General features: G+C 61.2%; 14 protein-coding genes and 1 tRNA gene. 5 read left to right on the forward strand and 10 right to left on the reverse strand.

The features are described from left to right. Positions 1-428 precede the first annotated feature (428 nt). Positions 429-1,430, forward strand: coding sequence for an NAD-dependent epimerase/dehydratase family protein (locus HMPREF2928_RS07000; RefSeq protein WP_049337344.1), 1,002 nt, complete (start codon positions 429-431; stop codon positions 1,428-1,430). A gap of 182 nt (positions 1,431-1,612) precedes the next feature. On the opposite strand, the gene HMPREF2928_RS07005 is transcribed toward HMPREF2928_RS07000, so the two are convergent. The 9 genes from HMPREF2928_RS07005 to argS form a co-directional block, all read right to left on the reverse strand. Then, positions 1,613-2,821: an L-threonylcarbamoyladenylate synthase gene (locus HMPREF2928_RS07005; RefSeq protein WP_070687960.1), complete on the reverse strand. Its 1,209-nt coding sequence runs from the start codon at positions 2,819-2,821 to the stop codon at positions 1,613-1,615. Positions 2,822-2,990: 169 nt separating this feature from the next. Further along, the gene (gene prmC / locus HMPREF2928_RS07010) at positions 2,991-3,899 is read right to left on the reverse strand and encodes a peptide chain release factor N(5)-glutamine methyltransferase (protein ID WP_070687962.1); all 909 of its coding nucleotides are present in this window, start codon (positions 3,897-3,899) and stop codon (positions 2,991-2,993) included. A 134-nt stretch (positions 3,900-4,033) separates the two neighbouring features. After that, positions 4,034-5,116 (reverse strand): peptide chain release factor 1, encoded by a 1,083-nt coding sequence (gene prfA, locus HMPREF2928_RS07015; protein WP_005507792.1) that lies wholly within the window; start codon positions 5,114-5,116, stop codon positions 4,034-4,036. Positions 5,117-5,258: 142 nt separating this feature from the next. Continuing rightward, on the reverse strand, positions 5,259-7,412 hold the full coding sequence (rho, locus tag HMPREF2928_RS07020) for a transcription termination factor Rho (protein ID WP_070687105.1): 2,154 nt from the start codon (positions 7,410-7,412) through the stop codon (positions 5,259-5,261). A 515-nt stretch (positions 7,413-7,927) separates the two neighbouring features. Continuing rightward, positions 7,928-8,896, reverse strand: coding sequence for a homoserine kinase (thrB, locus tag HMPREF2928_RS07025; RefSeq protein WP_070687964.1), 969 nt, complete (start codon positions 8,894-8,896; stop codon positions 7,928-7,930). A 122-nt stretch (positions 8,897-9,018) separates the two neighbouring features. Further along, complete coding sequence (thrC, locus tag HMPREF2928_RS07030; protein WP_070604619.1) at positions 9,019-10,119, reverse strand: threonine synthase; 1,101 nt, start codon at positions 10,117-10,119, stop codon at positions 9,019-9,021. A gap of 158 nt (positions 10,120-10,277) precedes the next feature. After that, the gene (locus HMPREF2928_RS07035; protein ID WP_070604617.1) at positions 10,278-11,567 is read right to left on the reverse strand and encodes a homoserine dehydrogenase; all 1,290 of its coding nucleotides are present in this window, start codon (positions 11,565-11,567) and stop codon (positions 10,278-10,280) included. A gap of 316 nt (positions 11,568-11,883) precedes the next feature. Beyond that, positions 11,884-13,404, reverse strand: coding sequence for a diaminopimelate decarboxylase family protein (locus HMPREF2928_RS07040; RefSeq protein ID WP_070687966.1), 1,521 nt, complete (start codon positions 13,402-13,404; stop codon positions 11,884-11,886). A gap of 83 nt (positions 13,405-13,487) precedes the next feature. Continuing rightward, positions 13,488-15,152 carry an arginine--tRNA ligase gene (gene argS / locus HMPREF2928_RS07045; protein ID WP_070687968.1) on the reverse strand — a complete coding sequence of 555 codons (1,665 nt, stop codon included), beginning with the start codon at positions 15,150-15,152 and terminating at the stop codon, positions 13,488-13,490. A 74-nt stretch (positions 15,153-15,226) separates the two neighbouring features. On the opposite strand from argS, the gene HMPREF2928_RS07050 reads away from it, so the two are divergent. The 3 genes from HMPREF2928_RS07050 to HMPREF2928_RS07060 all read left to right on the forward strand — a co-directional run bounded on the left by HMPREF2928_RS07050 (position 15,227) and on the right by HMPREF2928_RS07060 (position 17,687). Next, a tRNA-Arg gene (locus HMPREF2928_RS07050) sits at positions 15,227-15,300 on the forward strand. Positions 15,301-15,582: 282 nt separating this feature from the next. Beyond that, positions 15,583-16,530, forward strand: a complete 948-nt coding sequence (locus HMPREF2928_RS07055) for an NADP-dependent oxidoreductase (protein WP_070687970.1) — start codon at positions 15,583-15,585, stop codon at positions 16,528-16,530. Positions 16,531-16,544: 14 nt separating this feature from the next. Next, positions 16,545-17,687 (forward strand): alpha/beta hydrolase, encoded by a 1,143-nt coding sequence (locus tag HMPREF2928_RS07060; RefSeq protein ID WP_246823581.1) that lies wholly within the window; start codon positions 16,545-16,547, stop codon positions 17,685-17,687. A gap of 35 nt (positions 17,688-17,722) precedes the next feature. Here the strand turns inward: HMPREF2928_RS07060 and HMPREF2928_RS07065 are convergent, their stop codons facing one another. After that, positions 17,723-18,184: a helix-turn-helix domain-containing protein gene (locus HMPREF2928_RS07065; protein WP_005506503.1), complete on the reverse strand. Its 462-nt coding sequence runs from the start codon at positions 18,182-18,184 to the stop codon at positions 17,723-17,725. A 285-nt stretch (positions 18,185-18,469) separates the two neighbouring features. Here HMPREF2928_RS07065 and hrpA point away from each other — a divergent pair, with 285 nt between their 5' ends. Next, the gene (gene hrpA / locus HMPREF2928_RS07070) at positions 18,470-22,948 is read left to right on the forward strand and encodes an ATP-dependent RNA helicase HrpA (protein ID WP_070687972.1); all 4,479 of its coding nucleotides are present in this window, start codon (positions 18,470-18,472) and stop codon (positions 22,946-22,948) included. Positions 22,949-23,190: the final 242 nt, after the last annotated feature.

Below are 23,190 nucleotides of genomic sequence, written 5' to 3' on the forward strand. Positions count from 1 at the left end.
AGTTCTCCCTCCACGGCGCGATGCGCCTGAATCAGCCGATACGCGATATACCCATACCGAACTGGGCGCTTGTGGTGTTTCTCGCGCCCGCGGTATTCAACCGTGTGGATATATCACTCAAAGAAAATATTCTACCTGCGGTCTCCACTAGAGAGTGAACCATCACCCCAAAAGGCGCACTTTATGACAAATAAACAACCGAATTCAGTTGATTTATCCGCATAGCGGACGTACCGGCACACCCAGTTTTGGGTATCCATCAAGCTACCAGCTTCACAGCCTGTGTTTGCGCTGTGCACCCCGTGCGAAAAAACGACCAGAGACCGAATAAAACCCCACAAATTCCCCATAAACTGTTCAAATATGGGAAAGTTGAAATGACCCCATTTTTCCCCGCAACGTACGCGGGCTCGTGAGAGGTAAAAGAGATGTCCGAATCCAAGTGGAAAGTCATTGGCGCCAGCGGCTTCGTTGGTTCCTCCATCGTCGCGCGTCTGAACGCAGAAGGTATCAGCGTCGACCCCATCGAGGCACCTCGACTCGCAACCCGCGCCCTCGACGTAGACAGCATCATCGACGAAGCAGACCAGCTTGAAGGCATCATCGACTCCCTCGCAGAAGCCTTCGCCGGCGCGCAGGTCGTCGTCAACGCAGCGGGCCTCGCAGCGCCCAATATGCAGGATCTACCTCCGCTCGTCGGTGCAAACGCCCTGCTTCCCGCCGTAATTGCCATCGCCGCACAGCGAACCGGCGTACGCCGCGTCATCCACCTCTCCTCCGCAGCGGTACAGGGCCCGCGCCTCGTACTGGATGATTCCGAAGAGACCAACCCGTTCAGCGCCTACTCCTTCTCCAAAGCACTCGGCGAAGAAGCGCTGCTCGACCTGCAGGACTACTTCCTCGAAGAGCACCCCGACTGCGCACCCGAACTGTGCATCCTTCGCGCAACCAGCGTGCAGGGCCGCGGCCGACGCACCACCGAACTCTTCGCCAAGATGGCCTCCTCCCCCTTCGCATCCGTTGCGGGTGCAGGCACCGGCAAGTCCCCGGTTTCCAGCGTGCACGCCCTCGCAGAATTCGTGGTCATGCTCGGCACCTTCTCCGGCGAGCTACCCACCATCGTGCTGCAGCCTTGGGAAGGCGCAACCGTCGCCTCCGCATCCGTGGATGCTGGTCGCCGCCACCCGCGCCGCCTGCCCGAGTGGCTCTGCCGCGCAGCCGTCAAGGCGGGCTACACCGTCTCCGAGCTGATGAATGACAAGTTCGCAGGTTCCGTGCGTAAGGTCGAGGTCATGTGGTTCGGCCAGGGCATCGACGACTCCTGGGCACGTGACAACAACCTTCTGCCCACCCCGCGCGTGCGTGAAGTACTGCGCAACGCCCACACCGCGCTGGGTAAGAAGAAGGACCGCCGCTTCGAGAAGAACTAGGTAGCGCGCGTGCTCTCCTAAAGGTGCACGACCTGAGGCACACAGCTTAGTGGCGCGCCTCTAGAGGGCTCATCACGAAAGGGAACCCCCGATATATCTGAACGATATATCGGGGGTTCCCTTTACGTTTTTATGCTCTGAGTTTTTACACTCAGCAGAGAGTTCTTACAGCCCGCAGAGGTTTAGAGGTGATCCTCCGGGGCATCCTTCTGCTCGGTCTTTGCCTCAGTATTTGCTGCGGGTTCAGCATCTTCAGCCTTAGCTTCTGCAGTCTTTGCCTCGCTCTGAGCAGGCTTGCTCTTAGCGGCAGTCTCAATCTTCGACTCGCCAAAGACCAGCGCGCGAGCAGTATCAGCAGGAACCGGGTGGGTCTGGGGCTCATCCGCACGAACCGGCTTCGGAGTGTTGTCACGGTAGCCGCGCGAACGCTCCTGATCCACGCCGGTGCTGAAAGCAGAAGACAGAGCCGAAGTAGCGCCCAGCAGGGACGCCGCGACAGAACCGGCAACCGGTGCCGAAGCGCGACGAGCAGGCTCACCGCTCACGGTGTGGGTGCTGTCCCACTGCTCATACGCCTCATCCAGGTCAGCCTGCTCATCCAGAGCACGCTCAGAAGGAGTCGACTCAGACGACGCAGAAGAAGCAGCCTCAGCTTCCTCAACCTTACGAGCCGCCTGCTCGTCAGCCTCCGCACGAGTCAGAATGGTCGGAACGACCTCGCGCAGCTCCTCCACCGAAATTGCGCCCTCACGAACCACCACGTAGGGGAAGGAGGTGCAATCCAGAATCGTGGACGGTGCCGGGTCACGCTCAGTCACCACAACCACGCCGTCCTCATTCGGCTCAGACTCAAGCGGCTTAGGACGAGCACCACCATCAATCACCACGGCAACGTCCTCGCCCAGGGATTCCATGGCGGTCTGTGCGTCCAGAGCGGCTTCCTGACCGGTCTTGTTCGCGCTCGAAACCGCCAGCGGACCGTGCTCAGTCAGCAGCTTCAGGGCGAACTCATCATCGGGAACACGCACGGCAACAGTACCGCGGGTCTCACCCAAATCCCAGCTCAGTGACGGGTACGCGTGAAGAATCATAGTCAGCGCGCCGGGCCAGAAGCGACCACCCAGATCGTAAATATCGTCCGGAACGTCGTCGACCACGCCAGCGAGCGCAGCAAGATCAAAGATCAGCACGGGCGGCGGCATGGTGCGGTCGCGGCCCTTATCTGCCAGCAGCTTGGCAACGCCCTGATGCGAGAAAGCATCGGCGGCAATACCGTAGACGGTATCGGTGGGCATCACAATCGTGTCGTGCGCCTTCAGCGCCTCGCGGGCAGCTTCAATGGCCTCGCGGGTCTCAGTTTCAGTCGTTACGGGGTACAGCTTTGCAGTCACGGGTCTTATTCTCTCATGTTTTTCTGGATGCGGCGAGACACCGGCACCCACAACGCGCCATGTGGAAGCACTCTTCCGGAGGTTCACCATATTTCACCAGCTCTGAGCTGGCTGAGGAGGCGGACGCGTTGCCTTCACGCAGCCCGGCACGGGCTAGGTGGTGCATCTACTAGTCTAAAGGCTCTAGTGGGCGCGGTTTATAACCGACGCTATGACGCGGACGATTATTCAGGTCACGCACCGGGTAGCAGCCCTCGAAGCCGACACGCGCCAACAGCTCGGCGACGGCTTCTTCCTGGGTGTCGTCGTGCTCCATGATGAACAGGCCGCCGGGGGTAAGAAGCTCGAAGGCGCGGGCGGCAATCGCGGAGGGAATCTGCATGCCGTCCTCTCCCCCGCCGTACAGTGCCATGTCCGGGTCGTGCAGGGCGGCTTCCGGGTCGGCGGGCACGTTCGCCGGCGGAATGTACGGAGGGTTCGAGAGCACCGCGTCGAAGGTTCCGGCGAGCTCGGGCAGGGCGGTGAGGGCGTCCCCCTGAACCAGGTGCACGCCGAGCGGCCCCAGGTTCTTGCGGGTGTAGGGGATGGCGTCTTCGGAGAGTTCCACCGCGAACACCTGGGCGTTCGGCAGTTCGCTCTTGATTGCCGCGGCGATAGCCCCGGAGCCGGTGCACAGGTCGACGATGCGCTGCTGACCGGTTGCCGATTCGGTGCGGGGTGCCAGCACCTTGAGGGCTTCTTCGACGAGTAGCTCGGTCTCGGGGCGGGGTACGAACACGCCCGGTCCGACTGCCAGTTCTAGGCGGTAGAAGGGAGCGGAGCCAGTGATGTGCTGCAGCGGTTCGCGGCGGACGCGGCGGGCGACCAGCGCCTCGTACTCTGCGACTTGTTCAGGGGTGAGCCGTTCCCCCATGAGCGCCGCGTGCTGTAGGCGTGAGCGTGAGCCGTCGTAGAGCAGGTGCGCGGCGAGGAGCTCGGCGTCCACGCGGGGGCTGGGCACCTGGGCCAGTGCCGCGGTGGCGCGCGTGAGTACCTGCGCGAGTTCTTCCCCGCGCGGGTCGTGCACATTCACCTTCATGAGCTCTCCTTTTCATCTCTCAACGGCTCAAAGCCTATCGCGGCATACAGGTGAGGGGCTCCACCGCCGTAGCGGCGAGCCCCCTCACCAACATCTCATACCGTTTCAAAGAATCGGCACGAGCAAATACAGAATTACTTCTGTTCCTGGCCCACCTGAGCGAGGCGGTGCGCCTCATCCATCTCAATAGCGGACTGAACCACAGGCTCCAGGTCACCATTGAGCACGGCGTCCAGGTTGTACGCCTTGTAGCCGGTACGGTGATCCGCAATGCGGTTCTCCGGGAAGTTGTACGTACGGATACGCTCCGAACGGTCCATGGTACGCACCTGCGAAGCACGGTGTGCCGCGTTCTCAGCGTCAATCTGCTCCTGCTGGTGAGCCAACAGGCGCGCACGCAGAACGCGCATCGCAGCTTCACGGTTCTGCAGCTGCGACTTCTCATTCTGCATAGCCACCACAATGCCGGTCGGAAGGTGAGTAATACGCACCGCCGAGTCAGTGGTGTTCACCGACTGACCACCGGGGCCCGAAGAACGGTACACGTCAATCTTCAGGTCGTTCTGGTTAATCTCGATTTCTTCCGGCTCGTCCACCTCGGGGAACACCAGAACACCAGCGGCAGAAGTGTGGATACGGCCCTGAGACTCAGTCGCCGGAACACGCTGCACACGGTGCACGCCACCCTCATACTTTAGGTGCGCCCACACGCCCTCAGCCGGCTCATTCGAGGAGCCCTTAATAGCAATCTGGGCGTCCTTGTAACCGCCCACGTCGGTGCTGGTCGAAGAAATAATCTCAGTCTTCCAGCCCTTGTGCTCGGCATAACGCATGTACATGCGCAGCAGGTCACCAGCGAACAGAGCCGCCTCGTCACCACCGGCGCCAGCCTTCACCTCAAGAATGACGTTACGGCCATCATCCGGGTCACGCGGAATCAGCAGGCGGCGCAGCTTCTCCTGAGCAACCTCCAGCTCCTCCTCCAGACCGGGAATCTCCGCCGCGAAATCCGGATCCTCATCAGCCATCTCGCGAGCAGCCTCAAGGTCATCCTTCAGCGAAGTGTACTTGTTATACGCAGTCACAATACCGGTCAGCTCCGCGTAACGGCGGCCCACACGGCGTGCCTTACCCTGGTTCGCCTGCACAGCGGGGTCCGCCAGCTGATTCTGCAGGTCAGCGTGCTCATCCAGCAGAACCTGAATAGATTCAAACATTCTGTTCTCTCTTCCATCTCCCGCACTTTACGCCGCACGGGCAGGCACTAGACATCTCACACCCCACACAACAGGGATGCACAAAACGAACGGCTCACGCGCCCCACCCACAAGAGGAGGTGGGGCGCGTGAGATACGAGCCTTAGTCGACCAGACGCAAACCGTTCTTCTGAACCGTCAGAAGGAACTCCACGTTGCTTTCAGTCTTACGCAGCTGGTTGGTCAGAACGCCCAGAGCCTGCTCAGGCTCCATACCCGCCAGGGCACGGCGCAGACCCCACATAATCTTGATCTCATCCGGGGAGAGCAGGTTCTCCTCGCGGCGAGTACCAGAAGCGTTAATATCAACCGCCGGGAAGATACGCTTATCCGCCAGCTGACGGGACAGGCGCAGCTCCATGTTACCGGTGCCCTTGAACTCTTCGAAGATCACTTCATCCATCTTCGAGCCGGTCTCAACCAGGGCGGTAGCCAGAATGGTCAGCGAGCCGCCCTCTTCAATGTTGCGGGCAGCACCGAAGAACTTCTTCGGCGGGTACAGTGCGGCAGAATCCACACCACCGGACAGGATACGACCGGATGCGGGAGCCGCCAGGTTGTATGCGCGGCCCAGGCGGGTCATGGAGTCCAGCAGCACGACCACATCGTAGCCGAGCTCCACCATACGCTTCGCACGCTCAATAGCCAGCTCAGCCACGGTGGTGTGATCCTCAGCCGGGCGGTCGAAGGTCGAGGCAATAACCTCACCCTTAACGGTGCGCTGCATATCGGTCACTTCTTCAGGACGCTCATCCACCAGGACCATCATCAGGTACACGTCCGGGTTGTTCACAGTAATCGCGTTCGCGATGGACTGCAGCATGAGGGTCTTACCCGCCTTCGGCGGGGACACAATCAGACCACGCTGACCCTTACCAATCGGGGACACCAGGTCAACCACGCGGGTGCCCAGCTTCTTCGGGGTGGTCTCCAGGCGCAGACGCTCCTTGGGGTACAGCGGGGTCAGCTTCGAGAACACGCGGCGGTTCGCTGCTTCCTCAACGCTCTGACCGTTAATCGCCTCAACCTGAACCAGGGCGTTGAAACGCTGGCGGTTGTTCGACTCACCCTCGCGCGGCACGCGAATCGCGCCGAGCACGTGGTCGCCCTTACGCAGGTTGTACTTCTTCACCTGAGCCAGGGAGACGTACACGTCATTGGTGCCGGGCAGGTAGCCGGTGGTACGCACGAAAGCGTAGTTATCGAGGATGTCCAGAACACCCGAAATCGGTGCCAGCACATCGTCTTCGCTCAGACGAGGCTCGTTCTCCTCGCGGCGGCGAGCCTGCTTCTCAGCACGCTCAGCCTGACGGTCACGCTTGGAACGGCGCTCAGTGCGCTCGGCACGCTCTGCGCGTTCTGCACGCTCAGCAGCCTTACGCTCGGCACGTTCGCTACGCTCAGCATTGCGCTCTGCACGCTCCGCCTGGCGGTCACGCTTGGAACGACGCTCAGTACGCTCACCATCCTGGTCGCGGCGACGCTCACGGGTACGAGTACGCTTCGAGCTCTTCTCACCGTCAGGGGTACCAAAAGTCATGTCCAGGGCAGCGTTCAGGCTGTCCAGGCTCGCGGTGCCGTCAGCGGTAGCAGCCTTCAGCTCAGCCGAGTTACCGGGCAGGTCAACCTGCTCCGAACGCTCACCAATACGCTCAGCAGCCAGCTCAGCGCGCACATCCAGCGGGGGAAGCTCAGCGGGCTTCTCATCCTTACGGGTGCGGGTGCGGCGGGTACGCTTCTCCGGCTTCTCGTTATTCTCAGTCTTCTCGGACTTCTCAGCCGATGCGTCCTCGCCCTCAGCGGCGCGGCGAGCGCGCGCACGCTTCTGAGCGGGAGTCTCATGGCGGGAAGAACGGGTACGCTTCTCAGACTTTTCAGCCTTCTCAGCGCCCTCGGCGGGAGCCTCAGCAGCCTCCGCGTTTTCGGTCTTCTCAGCCTTCTCCACCTTCGCCTCAGCATCCTTCTGGGTGCGAGTACGGCGGGTACGGCGAGGGTTAGACTCCTCAACCTTCTCAGCAGCGGGGGTCTGGGCAGACTCAACGGGAGTCTCAGCCTTGGGCTCAGCAGGAGCGGCTACGGCGCCGCCACGCTGATGCTCCTCAAGAGCCTGAACCAGCTCAGCCTTCTTCAACTTCAAATAGCCGCGGATACCAAGCTGCTGGGCGAGGACACGCAGCTGCGCGACCTTCAAGTTCGCAAGTTCCGGTGCGGCAGCGGCCGTACCGTACTCATCGGTGACAACAATATTCTTTGCCAACTACAATTCCTTTGGTTATAAGCCCTGAAAATCTTCAGAATAAAGATCGGGCGAACGCTATAGCGCGGTCAAAGGCTTAGACACTGCCGAAAGAAAACAGCAGTCCGCACCTTCGACTCCCTCGAACCGCACTGGAGGCGGTTCGCGTCTCTTACCGTACCCGCTGATTCAGACACAGCGAGCACACACGGAAGATAAGGCGCTCTATCACAAATGTGGGCAAGCCCAAACCATCATCTCTAAGAACCATCTACACGAGATGAAGAGGACGGAATGGTCACTTTGAAAGGGCACCCGCCGCGAAACCGAACCCCCCCAGAAAAGTCTTCCCCTATGCGTCAGAAACAAAGAAAGACGTGGAATCCAAAGGCACTCCCCCGAACCCTGCCGACTCCCACTCAGATACACAAAGCACCTGAGGCATAAGGGGAAACGGAAGTACGTTACGAAGGATAGTATCGACGGTCTACATTGAACGACGGGCGAACCTCAACATAGGACGAACTAATAACGTCCTACTGAGTAACTATAACACCTTCAGTATCAATTTCAAGAGGAAGAACCCGCCAGTTCAGGCGACGATCCACAATAGCGCTACAAGGGTGAGTCGCCTCAAACTCGGCAATCGCCTCCTGAACCTGTCGCACCTGCTCGTCGCCGTGTGCAAAGGTCAAAACAGTAGGGCCAGCGCCAGAAATCACCGCCGCAAAACCCTGACTGCGCAGGTACGCAACCAGCACAGCCGACGGCTCCATCGCGGTCACACGGTAACCCTGATGCAGGTAATCCACGGTCGCATCCATCAGGTACTCGGGAGCATCAGAGAGAGTGCGCACCAGCAGCGCCGCACGAGCCGAGTTCGCTACCGCCTCAACGTGGGGCATCTGCGCAGGGATCAGCGAACGAGCAAGCTTCGTCGACACCTCATAATCGGGCACAGCCACCACAGGGTGAACCTCAGGATGCACCGGAATAATCAGGGTCTTCCAGTTACCCATCTCACCCCAAGACACCGACAGGTTGCCGTAAATCGCCGGAGCCACGTTATCCGGGTGGCCCTCCATATCGGAGGCGACCTGCAACATCTGCTCACGGCTCAGACGGTGCTCCTCCGGCAGCAGACCGCTCGCCGCAGCCACACCCGCCACAATAGCCGACGCCGAAGAACCCATACCGCGAGAATGCGGAATCTTATTATCAGCAATCAGCTTCACCGGCGGCAGTTCATCCAAACCAGCCGCCGCAAAACCAGCCTTCATCGCCTGCAAAACCAGGTGGCTCTCATCGCGAGGGACATCCGCGCTACCCTCACCGCTGAGCTCAAACTCCAAACCGGACTCAATACGCTCAACAACCAGCTCATCATAGAAGCCAAGACCCAAACCCATGCTGTCATAGCCGGGACCCAGGTTAGCGCTCGTAGCGGGAACGCGAACCTTAACGGACGCGCCCACCGGAATATCAGAAATATGCAGGGAAGACATGAGAAGAACCTCGCGATCGGTGACGTAATGAGTGAATAGGTGAAAGATACAAAAAGGGCTGTCATGCAGGTGCACCCCGCCCCGAAAAATCGGGACGGAGTGCACAACGTAGTATGAATAGGCTAGTGCAAATCGAGAATATCTGCCACAGCAACCACGTCGAAGGGAGCCTTAGTCGGCTCAACCTTCACGCCGTTCACAGCCTGCAGAGCCCACTGCGGGTCCTTCAGACCGTGACCGGTCACGGTGATGACGATGGTCTTACCCTCGGGAGCTTCACCGGCGCGGTGCTTCTTCAGCAGACCCGCAACACCGGCAGCCGAAGCCGGCTCCACGAAGACACCCTCGCGGGCAGACAGCCAGCGGTGCGCCTCCAGAATCTCCTCATCGGTCACAGCCTCAATCACGCCGCCGGACTCGTCACGAGCAGCTTCAGCCTTCTCCCACGACGCGGGGTTACCAATACGGATAGCGGTCGCAATGGTCTCAGGAGCCTCAATCGGGTGACCAGCAACGATCGGTGCAGCACCGGCGGCCTGGAAGCCCCACATGATCGGACGCTTGGTCGCAACCGGCTCCAGAACCTCACCGTCACGGTTGGTGTAAGGCTCCGAGTACTCCTTGTAGCCCTTCCAGTACGCGGTGATGTTACCCGCGTTGCCAACCGGCAGCAGGTGGTAATCGGGAGCGTCACCCAGGGTGTCAACAACCTCAAACGAACCGGTCTTCTGACCCTCAATACGGTAAGGGTTCACCGAGTTCACCAGGAACACAGGGTAGTTCTCGCTGAGCTTGCGAGCAATCTCCAGGCAGTTATCGAAGTTGCCGTCAATCTGAATGATGTCAGCACCGTGAGCGATAGCCTGAGACAGCTTACCCATAGAAATCTTGCCGTCCGGAACCAGCACCGCACAGCGCATACCAGCCTGCAGAGCGTACGCAGCAGCCGAAGCGGAAGTGTTACCGGTCGAAGCGCACACAACAGCCTTCGCGCCGTCACGCTTAGCGGCGGTCATCGCGCTGGTCATACCGCGGTCCTTGAACGAACCGGTCGGGTTCATACCCTCAAACTTCAGGTAAACGGTGTTACCGGTCTCAGCAGACAGTGCCGGCGCGTGAATCAGCGGGGTACCGCCCTCGCCCAGGGTCACAGCCTTCACATCGTCTGCGAAAGGCAGACGGTCACGGTACTCATTGATAACGCCCTGCCACACGTGTGCCATTGGCTTCTCCTTCAATCTTGGCGCCCCGCCCGCCGGACCTCCCATAGGTCCGGCGCGGTAGCGGGTACGCGGGTTAGTTAGTGAGCGATGCACCCGCAAGCGAACATCGCACGTTTAGTGAGCGGCGCGTGCCGCACATAGATAACGGCTTTTGAGCCTTAGTGCTTCTCGGACTCCACGCGGATGACCGAGTTCACCTCACGCACAGTGTCCAGAGCATCAATCACAGCAATCGCACGGCGCAGATCAGAATCCTTCGCCGAGTGAGTCACCATACGAATCTGAGCCGCACCCTCCTTCGGGGTGGACTGGCGCAGCGAATCCACCGAAATACCGTGCTCGGCAAGGATACGGGTAATATTCGCCAGAACGCCCAGACGGTCCTCCACCAGAACACCCACCGAGTAGCGAGAAATCACGTTGTCCAGGCTAGTTGCGTGCAACTGAGCGTGAGAAGTCTCCGGAACACCGGGACCGCCCAGCACCAGGCGACGAGCCAGAGACACGAAGTCACCCAGAACAGCCGAAGCAGTCGGTGCGCCACCCGCACCGGGACCGTAGAACATCAGCTCGCCAGCGTTCTCCGCCTCAACGAACACAGCGTTGAACGCACCGTGCACGCCCGCCAGCGGGTGCTGACGAGGAATCAGGGTCGGGTTCACGCGAATGTTCGCGCCGTCCGCACCCTCGCGCTCACAAATGGCCAGCAGCTTGATGACGTAACCATCAGCATCCGCGGCAGCAACATCATCAGCGGTGATGGAGGTAATGCCCTCAGTGTGCACATCATCGATGGTGAAGTCAGAGTGGAACGCCAGCGAAGCAACAATCGCAGCCTTCGACGCGGCATCGTGGCCCTCAACGTCAGCGGTCGGGTCAGCCTCCGCGTAGCCGAGCTTCTGAGCCTCAGCCAGTGCATCCGCGAAGGAAGCGCCGGTGGTGTCCATCTGGTCCAGAATGTAGTTGGTGGTGCCGTTCATAATGCCCAGAACGCGGGTCACACGGTCACCAGCCAGGGAGTCACGCAGGGGGCGCAGAATCGGGATAGCACCCGCAACCGCAGCCTCGTAGGAGAGCTGAGCACCAGACGCATCAGCGGCAGCCTGCAGCTCCACGCCGTGCTTAGCCAGCAGTGCCTTGTTGCCGGAGACCACAGACTTACCCGCCTTCAGAGCACGCAGAATGCGAGTGCGAGCCGGCTCAATACCGCCGGTCAGCTCGATGACCACATCCGCCGCATCAATCAGGGATTCAGCGTCGGTGGTGTACAGCGAGGGGTCCGCATTCCAGTGGCGGGATGCATTAGTATCGCGCACAGCAATACCGATCAACTCCACGGGGGCGCCAATGCGCTTTTCAAGGACAGCGTTATCCTCGACCAGGATGCGAGCAGCCTGGGAACCGACATTACCGGCACCAAGCAGTGCTACTTTGATCTTTTCAGCCACGATAGTCTCTTTCTACGGTCTGTTCCGGGTTCGCCCCGGTATCTCTTCGGGCTAAGGCACGGATACGGCGCAGAGCACGCACCCAACAACCACTTTATCAAGAGGCGGGGACGGCTCAGCAGCCTCAAGGTGCGACTTTTACTCTCTGAGATGAGGTTTCCCTCACAGTTATGAGGTGAACCTTATCTTCTGTCATGTTTTGAACGCACAAAACCGTGAAGACCCCGCCCGCAACCGCCACCTCACGGCACGCATTGTAGAAACGGGAACTTCACGGTTTTTCATGATGTCAGAATGGGTTCTTAGATATCCGTTCTTAGATATCCGAACCCATATCCAGCGCCAGCATATCCTCCTCACGCTGACGACGAATCATCACGCGCGAAGGCTTACCCTCAGCAGTGGCAATCACCGGCGGGCGAGTCAAGAAGTTATAGTTCGAACCCAGCACATAGCAGTACGCGCCGGTCGCCGGAACCGCCAAAATATCGCCAGCCTGCAGGTCAGCGGGCAGGTAGCAGTAGCGCACCACCACATCGCCAGACTCGCAGTGCTTACCCACCACGCGAGAGAGCACCTGCTCCCCCGCCGGAGCACGATTCGCCAGGGTCACCGAATAATCCGATTCGTACAGCACCGGGCGGGCGTTATCACTCATACCGCCATCCACCGAAACGTAGCGGCGCACGCGAATCTCTCCGTTCTCATCCTCAATGCTCACGTTCTTAATGGTGCCCACCGTGTACAGGGTCGCACCCGAAGGACCAGAAATGGAACGGCCCGGCTCAAACGACATATGCGGAATCGCCATGCCCAGGCGCTCACAGGTTGCCGCAACGGAAGCCGCAATCGACTCGGTCACCTCGGTAATGGAGCGGGGGTGATCCGCCTCGGTGTAGCCGATGCCGTAGCCACCACCCAAATCCAGCTCCGGCAGGATCACGCCCAGGTCACGGTTGAGACGGTTCATGAACTCCAGGGCGGTAGTTGCCGCCTGCTCGAAGCCCTCCGCCTCAAAAATTTGCGAACCAATATGGCAGTGAATACCGCGGAAATCCAGGGAATCGGTCGCGTTCAGAATCGCGGCAGCCAGAGCCGCGTAAGAATCGGTAGCCTCAACACCCCAGTACTCCAGCTCCTCCTCGTCCAAACCCGCGAGCGCGGCGGTACCGGGCTGCAGGGACATGCCGAACTTCTGGTCCTCGTGCGCGGTCGCAATGGATTCGTGGGTCGAGGCATGCACGCCGGGGGTGATGCGAATCAGCACCGGAACCGGGGCGTACGGTTCTTCTCCCTCCGCTACACGCTCGGCGGCAAGCTCGGCGTACACGCGCTCAATGAGCTTGAGCTCGTCCACCGAGTCAGCCACCACGCGGCCCAGGCCGTTGCGGATCGCGCGGGCAATCTCAGCCTCCGACTTGTTATTACCGTGCAGGGCGATATTCGCACCGGGCACCTGCGCGCGCAGAGCCAACGCCAACTCACCACCGGAGGCGGTATCCAGGCACAGCCCCTCCTCGGTCGCCCAGCGCGCCACAGCGGTAGACAGGAACGACTTACCGGCGTAGTAAACGCTCACCTTCGCACCGTGCGCGGCGAAAGCCTGCTCAAAAGCGGTGCGGTAGGCGCGGGCGCGGGTACGGAAGGTCGTCTCGGAGAAGACGTACTGCGGGGTTTCGTGCTCGGCGGCCAGCTCGCTGACGGTCACGCCATCAATGCAGAGCTCACCCTGCTCATTGCGGGTGAAGGAATCGGTCCAGATGCTTCGGGACAGGTCGGCGGGGTTCTCAGGCTGGATCAGCCATTCGGGGCGGTAGAGGGAACGGGCTTCGCTCATCGTGTCTCTTTCTTAGCTATCTTTGCCGGCATACGCTCAACCCCCGCCCCGGTAGCACCGGGTCGGGGGTTGAAACGAGAGTATTACATGCGCTCGGGTGCGCTCACACCCAGCAGGTTCAGGCCGTTAGCCAGCACCTGCTGTGCCGCGTTGTTCAGCAGCAGGCGGGTACGGTGCAGGTCGGTAACCTCTTCATCCGCCTTGGGGGCGACGCGGGAAACACCGTACCAGCTGTGGTACGCCGAAGCGAGCTGCTCCAGGTAGCGGTTCACGCGGTGCGGCTCGTAGAACTTCGCGGCATCACGCACAGCGGCGGGGAACTGGCCGAGTACAGCCAGCAGCTCGCCGTCAGCAGCCGAGTCGAGCAGAGAGGTGTCCACGCCGTCCTCAACCTTCACGCCAGCCTCCGCAGCGTTACGTGCCACAGCGGCGGTACGTGCGTGAGCGTACTGCACGTAGTAGACCGGGTTCTCGTTGCTCTTGGAAGTCAGCAGGCCCAGGTCAATGTCGATGGGGGTGTCCACCGAGTAGCGGGTCAGCTCGTAACGAGCCGCGTCAACGCCCACAGCCTCGACCAGGTCCTCGAGGGTGACCACGGTGCCGGCACGCTTGGACATGCGGACAGGCTTGCCGTCCTTGACCAGGTTCACCAGCTGACCGATCATGACCTCAATCTGGTCGGCGCGGTAGCCAAGAATCTGGGCGATAGCCTTCAGACGGCCCACGTAGCCGTTGTGGTCAGCACCGAGCATGTAGATCGCCACGTCGGCGGGATTTACTGCGCGGGTCATCTTGTCCTGGTAGTAGGCGATATCGCCCGCCACGTAGGCGTGGTTGCCGTCAGACTTGATGACCACGCGGTCCTTGTCGTCGCCGTAGTCGGTGGTGCGCATCCACCAGGCGCCGTCAGCCTCGAAGAGCTGACCGTTCTCGCGCATAGCGTCGAGCAGGGCGTCCACCTTGCCGCCTTCGAACACGGAGTTCTCGTGGAAGAACACGTCGAAGTGAGTACCGAATGCCGCCAGGGACTCCTTGATCTGATCGAACATCAGGTGAGTACCGATTTCGCGGAAAATCTCTTCGGGGTTCTCAGCCTCAAGCGCGTCGGGGCGCTGAGCCAGGATCTGGTCCTTAATGTCAACAATGTACGCGCCAGCGTAGCCGTCCTCGGGGGTCTCCTCACCGCGAGCAGCGGCAATCAGGGAGCGCACGAAACGGTCAATCTGGGTACCGTGGTCGTTGAAGTAGTATTCACGCACGACGTTAGCGCCCTCAGCCTCAAGGACGCGGGCGAGCGCATCACCGACGGCAGCCCAGCGGGTGCCACCCAGGTGGATGGGGCCGGTGGGGTTCGCGGAGACGAACTCAAGGTTGATGGTCTTGCCGGCGAACTTGTCGCTGCGGCCGTATGCTTCACCAGCCTCAACGATGGTGGCGGCAAGCTCACCGGCAGCTGCGGCGTCCAGGGTGATGTTCAGGAAGCCGGGGCCAGCAATATCTACGGATGCAACACCGGGGATGGCGCTAATCTTCTCTGCCAGAAGAGCTGCTGCCTCACGCGGGTTCTTGCCCACCTTCTTGGCGAGCTGCAGAGCGACGTTGGTTGCCCAGTCGCCGTGTTCACGGGACTTGGGGCGCTCCACTCGGACGGCGGGCAGTTCAGCGCCCTCCACGAGGGTCAGCTGGCCGGAGGAAATGGTTTCTTCAAGGGCAAGCGCAATGGCTTCGGAGAGTTCTTCAGGAGTCATAACAAACTATTCTAGCAAGCCTTGGCAGGCGCCTGACCCTTTATCTAGTGCATATCTGATACCATAGGTGGGTTGCCTCTGTAGCTCAGCGGATTAGAGCACCAGTTTCCGGTACTGGGGGTCGAAGGTTCGAATCCTTTCAGGGGCACGATGTTCTTATTCGAGAGGGAACACGGGAGCCGATATCCGAGGCGTATTGTTCGGGTATCGGCTCCTTTTTATTTAACAACTCAACTTTATTGAGCCACCCACCCTGTTGTGCATAAAGCCTGCGCCGGGCGACCGTTCCCGCCAGCTCCCTCTTCAACCTCAGAGGGTGGACACTACCCGCCTGCCTGTTGTGGCAACGCTAACAGCCTTGAGAGAATGGGAAAACGCGCACACCCGTCACATCAGCACGGCTTCAAGCCACAACAGCGGAGGTAACCCGATGACCACCATGCGCCAGATTCAGCTCACCGAATGGGGCGACGAAAGCGTTCTGCACAAAGCAAACGTACCTATCCCCTCGCCGGTGCGCGGTCACGTGCTCATCAAGACGGTTGCCGCCGGTGTCAACCCGATTGACCTAACCACTCGCAAGGGTCTGGGGCCCGCCGCTCAGCTGGCAGATCCGTCGTACAAGCCCTTCGTGCCCGGCTGGGATGTTGCCGGCACCGTGGTTGCTACCGCCGGCGACTACACGGGTTTTAAGGTGGGCGACGGCGTATTTGGTCTTGTTGCTTTTCCCTCCCCCGCCGGTGCTTACGCCGAGTATGTTCTCGCCCCGGCGCATCAGCTGGTGAAGGTGCCCGCCGATGTTCCCTGCGCGCAATTGGGCGGCGCTCCCCTGGCGGCGCTGACCGCATACCAGGCGCTCTTCGAAGTGGCGCGATTGAAGGAAGGCGAGCGCGTGCTCATTCACGCCGGAGCCGGAGGCGTCGGTCACCTCGCCGTTCAGTTGGCGGCGCAGGCTGGCGCTCAGGTTTTTGCGACCGCCTCCGCGGCGAACCACGAGTTTGTGCGCTCTCTGGGTGCCCAGCCCATTGATTACCGCGCCGAGGATTTCCGCGCCGTACTGGGCCAGACCATGGATGTGGTGCTCAATTCCACCGGTCAGCAGACCTTCCTCGATTCGCTGGAGGTGCTGGTTCCCGGCGGCCGCATTGTCACCCTGACCAGCCCCGACCCGCTGGATGTTGCGCGTGAGCGCGGCTTCGAGGCACAGTGGCTGACGGTTCACCCGGACCGCACGCAGATGCAGGAGATTGCCCGCCTCATGTCCTTGGGCCTGTTGAAGGTGCACGTGGATCAGGTGCTTGATTTTTCGCAGGCCGCGCAGGCTCACGCCCTGGTTGCGACGGGTCGCACCCGCGGCAAGATCGTGCTGGTTCCCTAACGCGGCGCTGATTCATGCAGATTTCTGAGAGCGCACCGACCGTTGAGAATACCGATTACCGCTCTGGTTTTTACCGCGAGGCGGGCTTTTACGATGCCCACTCGCTACCCGACTATGGCGCGCAGTCGCCGGTAACTCGCGAGGCGTTCGCCTACGACTTCTTCCCCGCGACCGGGGATATCTCTTCCCCCGCGCCGCTGCTGGTGTGGGTTCACGGTGGCGCCTGGCGTTTCGGCACCAACCAGGCTCTACGCGACACTATCCTGCGCACCCCTGGCGGGGAGCAGCCCAATACCCAGGCGCTCATGCGCGCCGCTTTTCAGCAGGCAGGCTGGGCGGTCGCGTCCATCAACTACCGGTATTCGCATCAGGCACTCTTCCCGGGTGCCCTACACGATGTGAAGGAGGCGGTGCGTTTCTTCCGCGCCAACGCGCACGAATTCGGTATTGACCCGCAGCGCATTGCGGTAGCGGGCGGAAGCGCCGGCGGGCATCTGAGCATGATGGTTGCGCATACGGGAGATTCCGCCGCCGATGACGGCAGCGGTGGGGATTCTGCGAGCGCGCCCGAGCACGACGAATACTTTGAGGGCAGGGCGGCGAGCGCCTACCCGTCCCATAGTTCGCAGGTGGCGGCGGCGGCTTCGTTTTACGGGGTCAGCGATTTGAGGACCATCTTCACCGATCGGCCCCTGGCTGGCTACGCTCTCGACCACCCCGAGGATGACGGCGCCGAATGGCGGCTGCTGGGAAGCACCCACCCTGTCCCCGCTGACGTGTCTGCTATCGACGCTTCCAAGGGCGAGCGGGCAGTTCCGGGTGTCTGCATCGAGCGCGCCCAAAAGAACTGGGAGCGTGCGCATCCTATTGATGCGGTACGCCCCCAGAAACGAGTGAATAAGGTCGAAAGTGCCTCTGCACAGGGTACGAGCGGCGGCGCCACTGCCCTGATGCTCGTGCACGGTATTAGTGATTCGTGTGTGCCGTACCAGCAATCGGTGCGGGTGTATCAGGCGCTGCGCACGCGGCAGGTGCCTACCGATTTGGTGCTGGTTCCGGATGCCGAACACGGGGATTCGCGCTGTTTTAGCCCCGATATTGTTCAGCAGATGCTGCTATTTCTCAACCGCGCTGTTCAGTTCAACCGCGGCGTGTAGCTCAACCGTGCTGTGTAGCCTGAGCGGTTCACAGGTTAGCGAACGCGGCGGTTCACGTATTCGTGCTCAAGGCGGTAGCGTTCGAGGTCATCAAAAGCAACGCGACGGTGCGTGTTAATGCGCTCGAACGGAATATCTCCGCGCTCCAGCAGGCGAACAACGGTCGGGCGGGATACGCCCAGGTAGTCTGCCGCCTCCTGCGTGGTCATGAGGCGGTCCTGGCGTACCACGCAGACGTCCTTACGGTCGGCGAATGCGCGCGCTACGGAGGTGAGGGGTCCGTACATTTCAGGGGAAATTTGTACGCGCTCGCCGTCGCCGGTGACCAGGTAGAGGGTTTCTTCGGCGCTGAGGCGGTCGAAGTGGGTGCGCAGACTCGCGTGAACGAGGGCTTGGAAGAGCTCTTCGCAGCGGTGGTGAATTTCTTCGTGCTGTCCGTCTTCGCAGCAATCCAACACTGCAACACGTGTTGCCGGGTACGTCTTTGGTGATGGCATAGTCACTCCTTCGTTACTGTGTTATTCACCACTGTAGCAGTTGAACGAAACTATCGAAAGAAAGTTAAGAAGCGCAGTTAATTCGCATCTACGGTGCATAAAATTCAAATGAATAATTATTAACTCCTTAGATAGCATTTGATGTCATTTATTGTACATTAACTGCATGCCTGGAGTCAGTATTCCACCACCACCCGCCCCTGGGTTCCCGCGAACAAACCCAAATATGACAAACAAAGCACACCCCAAGCCCACCGCGGGCAAGGCGAGTACACTGGATAGGATATGTCTGAGCAGAAATCCACGAAGAAACACGCAGATACTTCTAAGGCCCCCCGCACCGCCCCCACCATGGCGAGCATGGCCGCCGCAATCCACGCGGCAAAGGTACGATCCTCCGAAAAGACCGGCGAAAAAACCGCAGATAAAACTACTGAGAACAACGCGGTAAAAAACGGCGCCCCGAAGAAGGGTGCGCAGAAGAACAGCGCCCCGAAGAATAACGCAGACCGCAAGAACTCCTCCCGCGGCGCCTCCGAACGCAACTCCAACGCCTCCCGCTCCAACCGACGCGCAGGCGCCAACAACCGCGCCCGCAAGCAGGGCGACAACAAGAGCAGCCAGCAGAACCGCCCGGCACCGCGCCGCTACGAACCCTTCATTCCCGAGGTCATCACCTACCCCGAAGAACTGCCCGTCAGCGAACGCCGCGAAGACATCATGGAGGCAATCCGCGACAACCAGGTCGTCATCATCGCGGGTGAAACCGGCTCCGGTAAAACCACCCAGATCCCCAAAATGTGCCTCGACCTGGGCCTGGGAGAGAAGGGCCTCATCGGCCACACCCAGCCGCGCCGCCTCGCCGCACGCTCCGTCGCCGAACGCATCGCCGAAGAACTCGGCCAGAAAATCGGCGAAACCGTCGGCTACCAGGTGCGATTCACCTCCGAAGTCGGCGAACACAGCGCTATCAAGCTCATGACCGACGGCATTCTGCTCGCCGAAATTCAGAACGACAAGCTGCTGCGCCGCTACTCCACCCTCATCATTGACGAGGCGCACGAACGAAGCCTGAACATTGATTTCATCCTCGGCTACCTCAAGCGCATCCTGCCGCAGCGCCCGGATCTGAAGGTCATTATCACCTCCGCGACCATCGACCCGGAGCGTTTCGCGCGCCACTTCTCCCCCAGCTACGTGCCGGGTAAGGGCATCGTCGACGAAAACCTCAGCGCCGAAGAACGCGAAATCGCCGAAGCGATCCTGCCCGACGACGCGCCGCCCATCATTGAGGTGTCCGGCCGAACCTACCCCGTGGAAATCCGCTACCGCCCGCTCGACGAGGAAGACTACCTCAGCGACGACGAAATCGAAGACGACCACGATCCCACCGATGGCATCCTCGACGCCATCAAGGAACTCTCCAAGGAAGCGCCCGGCGACATCCTCATCTTCTTCTCCGGCGAACGCGAAATCCGCGACGCCAAGGACGCCATCGAGGCAATGGTTCTCAAGTCGCCGCGCTTGAACTACGAAGTGCTGCCCCTGTACGCGCGCCTCTCGCTCGCCGAACAGCACCGCGTGTTCTCCCCCGGATCGCGCCCGCGCATCGTGCTCGCCACGAACGTTGCCGAAACCTCACTGACCGTGCCCGGCATCAAGTACGTCATCGACACCGGCACCGCACGCATCTCCCGCTACTCGGCGCGCACCAAGGTGCAGCGCCTGCCCATCGAACGCATCTCGCAGGCAAGCGCCAACCAGCGTTCCGGTCGATGCGGCCGCGTCAGCGACGGCATCGCAATCCGCCTCTACTCCGAAGAAGACTTCAACTCGCGCCCCGAGTTCACCGACCCCGAAATTCTGCGCACCAACCTCGCAGCCGTCATCCTGCAGATGATCGCAATCGGCGTGGTCCGCGAGCCCGGCGACATCTCCCGCTTCCCGTTCGTGCAGCCGCCCGCATCTCGCGCCATCAACGACGGCGTGAACCTGCTGCGCGAACTTGGCGCGCTCACCGAACGCCCCCGCCAACCCCGCAAGGGCCGCGGCAATAGCGCAACCCTCACCGCCATCGGCCGAGCCATGGCGGCATTCCCCGTGGACCCGCGCCTGGCCCGCATGATCATTGAAGGCGGACGCCGCAACTGCGCCAAGGAAATGATGGTACTCGCCGCCGCCCTGACCATCCAGGACCCGCGCGAACGCCCCGCCGACGTGCGCGCCGAAGCCGACGCGATGCACGCCCGCTTCGTCGACGACACCTCCGACTTCTCCTCCTTCCTGCTGCTCTGGGACTACATCAACGAGCAGCAGGCGGCGCTGTCCTCCTCTCAGCTGCGCAAAATGTGCCACCGCGAATACATCAACTACCTGCGCATCCGCGAATGGCAGGACCTCTTCGCGCAGCTACGCGAAATGGGACGCACCGCCAACATTCACGCCAGCGGCGGCAGGGACATCAACGCCTCCGCCCACGAAGTCGACATCCATAAGAGCCTGCTCACCGGCCTGCTCTCGCACGTAGGCGTCAAGGAAGAACGCGAGAAGGACTCCAAGGGGCGCAACCGCGGCCCCCGCGAATACCTCGGCGCACGCGGCACCAAGTTCGCAATCTTCCCTGGCTCCGGCCTGTTCAAAAAGGGCCCCGACTGGGTGCTCTCCGCCGAACTCGTCGAAACCTCCCGCCTGTGGGCGCGCACCAACGCCTCCATCGACCCGCAGTGGATCGAAGAAATCGGCAGGCACCTCATCAGCGTGCAATACTCCGAACCGCACTGGTCTCTCAGCTCCGGCGCGGCAGTCGCCTACGCCAAGGGCACCCTCTTCGGCCTGACCATCTACGCCGACCGCCCCGTACAGTACGCCCGCGTAGACGCCGCCGCAGCCCGCGAACTGTTCATCCAGTCCGCCCTCGTCGAAGGCCAATGGCACACCCAGCACAAGTTCTACCTGCGCAACCAGCGCGCCCTCGCTGAGGTCGAAGAACTCGAAGCACGCCTGCGCCGCCGCGACCTGCGCGTGGACGACTCCGTACTCTTCGCCTTCTACGACGCACGCATCCCCGCCCACGTGACCGACGTGCGCGCCTTCGACAAGTGGTGGAAGCAGGCACGTCTTGAAGACGACAACTACCTGGACTTCAACCCCGAAAAGCTCATCAACGAGGAAGCCGCCGACTACGACGACTCCCAGTTCCCCCGCCAGTGGGTGCAGCGCACCGACAGCGGCGAACTGACCCTCGACCTGCGCTACGAATACGCCCCCACCGCCGGCATCGGAGGCGCCCGCACCGACGCCGCCAAGCGCGACGGTGTAGCAGTCCAGGTACCCATCCTGTTCCTCAACCAGCTGAACCCCGAACCGTTCCGCTGGCAGATCCCCGGCCTGCGCCACGAACTCGTCACCGCGCTCATCAAATCGCTCCCCAAGGCGATCCGACGCAACTTCGTACCCGCACCCGACGTGGCACGCGCTGCCTGCGCCGCACTGGAGGAGGACTACTCCCCCGCCACCGACGAGCTCATCCCCTCCCTTGCACTCGTACTACGCCGCCTGCGCGGCGTCGTTGTCGAGCCCGAAGCCTTTAACTGGGACGCCGTGCCCGAACACCTGAAAATGGGATTCCAGGTGCGCAACGCACGCAACAAAATCCTCGGCGAAGGCAAGGACCTGCGCGCCCTACAGCAGCAGCTCCACAAGGAAATCCGCAGCGCCCTCGCCGACTCGCTCGGCGCATCCGACGACACCATGGCAAAAATGGTGGCGCTCGCGCAGGGCAACTCGGGTAGCTCCGCGGCTTCTGCCAAGAAGAGCGTGAAGAACGCTCAGAGCGGCACCGCTCAGGCAGCCGATGCGCACGGCTCGCAGGTACGCGAAATCAGCGGCCTCACCGAATTCCCCGCCGACCTCTTCCCCAACGGAGAAATCCCCCGCAAGGTACAGCGCATCATCGCCACCCAGGCAGTCAACGGCTACCCAGCCCTCGTCGACGAAGAAACCAGCGTAGGCCTGCGAATCTTCCCCACCGAAGCCGAACAGCTCCACGCACAGCGCCGCGGCATCATCCGCTTGCTCCAACTGCAGGTGCCCTCGCCCGTACGCTACGTGAGCGAACACCTCTCCCACAAGGAGAAAATCGTCTTCACGCAGAACCCGCACGGCTCTATCGACGAACTCATCCGCGACTGCACCGTCGCGGCGCTCGACCACCTCGTGCCGCACACGCCCATCTTCACTCACACCGAATACAGCGAACTCTACGAGCACGTGCGTGCCGAACTCATCGAGACGGTCTTCGACGTCACCAAGCTCGTCGCCGAAATCCTCTCCGAAGCCACCGCGCTGAAGAAGGCAATCAAGAAGGCAACCTCGCTGACGACCATGCACGCCGTCTCCGACGTGAAGGCACAGATGGAGAACCTCGTCTACCCCGGATTCGTGGCGCAGACCGGCTACGACCAGCTGGTTCACCTGCCGCGTTACCTGAAGGCCGCCCAGGTGCGCCTGACGAAGCTCGGCCCGAACCTGCACCGCGACAACCAGCTCATGCTCACCGTGCAGGACCTGGAAGACTCCTACGATAACGCGGTCAAGTCGCTACCGGCAGGCACCATCGTGCCGGATGCACTCCGCCGCGTGAACTGGATGATTGAGGAGCTGCGCGTTAGCTTCTTCGCCCAGGAGCTCGGCACCGCCTACACGGTTTCTGAGAAGCGCATTGCGAAGGCTCAGCGTGAGGCGCTGGACGCTATCAAGCGCTAGATTGTGAGACTACGGGTTGTGCGGACGGCGGTGTTCGTCCTCGCTCCTACAGGGGCACCCGCCCTCGCAGAGCTCGGGCACCCTGATGTCGCTACGGACGACACCGCCTGTCCGCGATAGGTTCCCGCCTCAGCTTGCGCTGTGAACGGCAAAGAGCCCCCACACGATCACCTCGTGTGGGGGCTCTTTGCTTGCGTTACAGGTGCAGCCGTGTTTTCCGGAAGCGCCCTCAGGGTGTCACA

The sequence above is a fragment of the Rothia sp. HMSC072B04 genome, from assembly GCF_001813725.1.
Taxonomy (GTDB): domain Bacteria; phylum Actinomycetota; class Actinomycetes; order Actinomycetales; family Micrococcaceae; genus Rothia; species Rothia mucilaginosa.

Excerpts from the sequence above, each read along its gene's own strand:
- HMPREF2928_RS07055 (WP_070687970.1), top strand. The coding sequence starts at position 15,583 with ATGACCACCATGCGCCAGATTCAGCTCACCGAATGGGGCGACGAAAGC.
- hrpA (WP_070687972.1), top strand. The coding sequence starts at position 18,470 with ATGTCTGAGCAGAAATCCACGAAGAAACACGCAGATACTTCTAAGGCC.
- thrC (WP_070604619.1), bottom strand. The coding sequence starts at position 10,119 with ATGGCACACGTGTGGCAGGGCGTTATCAATGAGTACCGTGACCGTCTG.
- HMPREF2928_RS07065 (WP_005506503.1), bottom strand. The coding sequence starts at position 18,184 with ATGCCATCACCAAAGACGTACCCGGCAACACGTGTTGCAGTGTTGGAT.
- HMPREF2928_RS07000 (WP_049337344.1), top strand. The coding sequence starts at position 429 with ATGTCCGAATCCAAGTGGAAAGTCATTGGCGCCAGCGGCTTCGTTGGT.
- prfA (WP_005507792.1), bottom strand. The coding sequence starts at position 5,116 with ATGTTTGAATCTATTCAGGTTCTGCTGGATGAGCACGCTGACCTGCAG.
- HMPREF2928_RS07040 (WP_070687966.1), bottom strand. The coding sequence starts at position 13,404 with ATGAGCGAAGCCCGTTCCCTCTACCGCCCCGAATGGCTGATCCAGCCT.
- thrB (WP_070687964.1), bottom strand. The coding sequence starts at position 8,896 with ATGTCTTCCCTGCATATTTCTGATATTCCGGTGGGCGCGTCCGTTAAG.
- argS (WP_070687968.1), bottom strand. The coding sequence starts at position 15,152 with ATGACTCCTGAAGAACTCTCCGAAGCCATTGCGCTTGCCCTTGAAGAA.
- HMPREF2928_RS07060 (WP_246823581.1), top strand. The coding sequence starts at position 16,545 with ATGCAGATTTCTGAGAGCGCACCGACCGTTGAGAATACCGATTACCGC.
- prmC (WP_070687962.1), bottom strand. The coding sequence starts at position 3,899 with ATGAAGGTGAATGTGCACGACCCGCGCGGGGAAGAACTCGCGCAGGTA.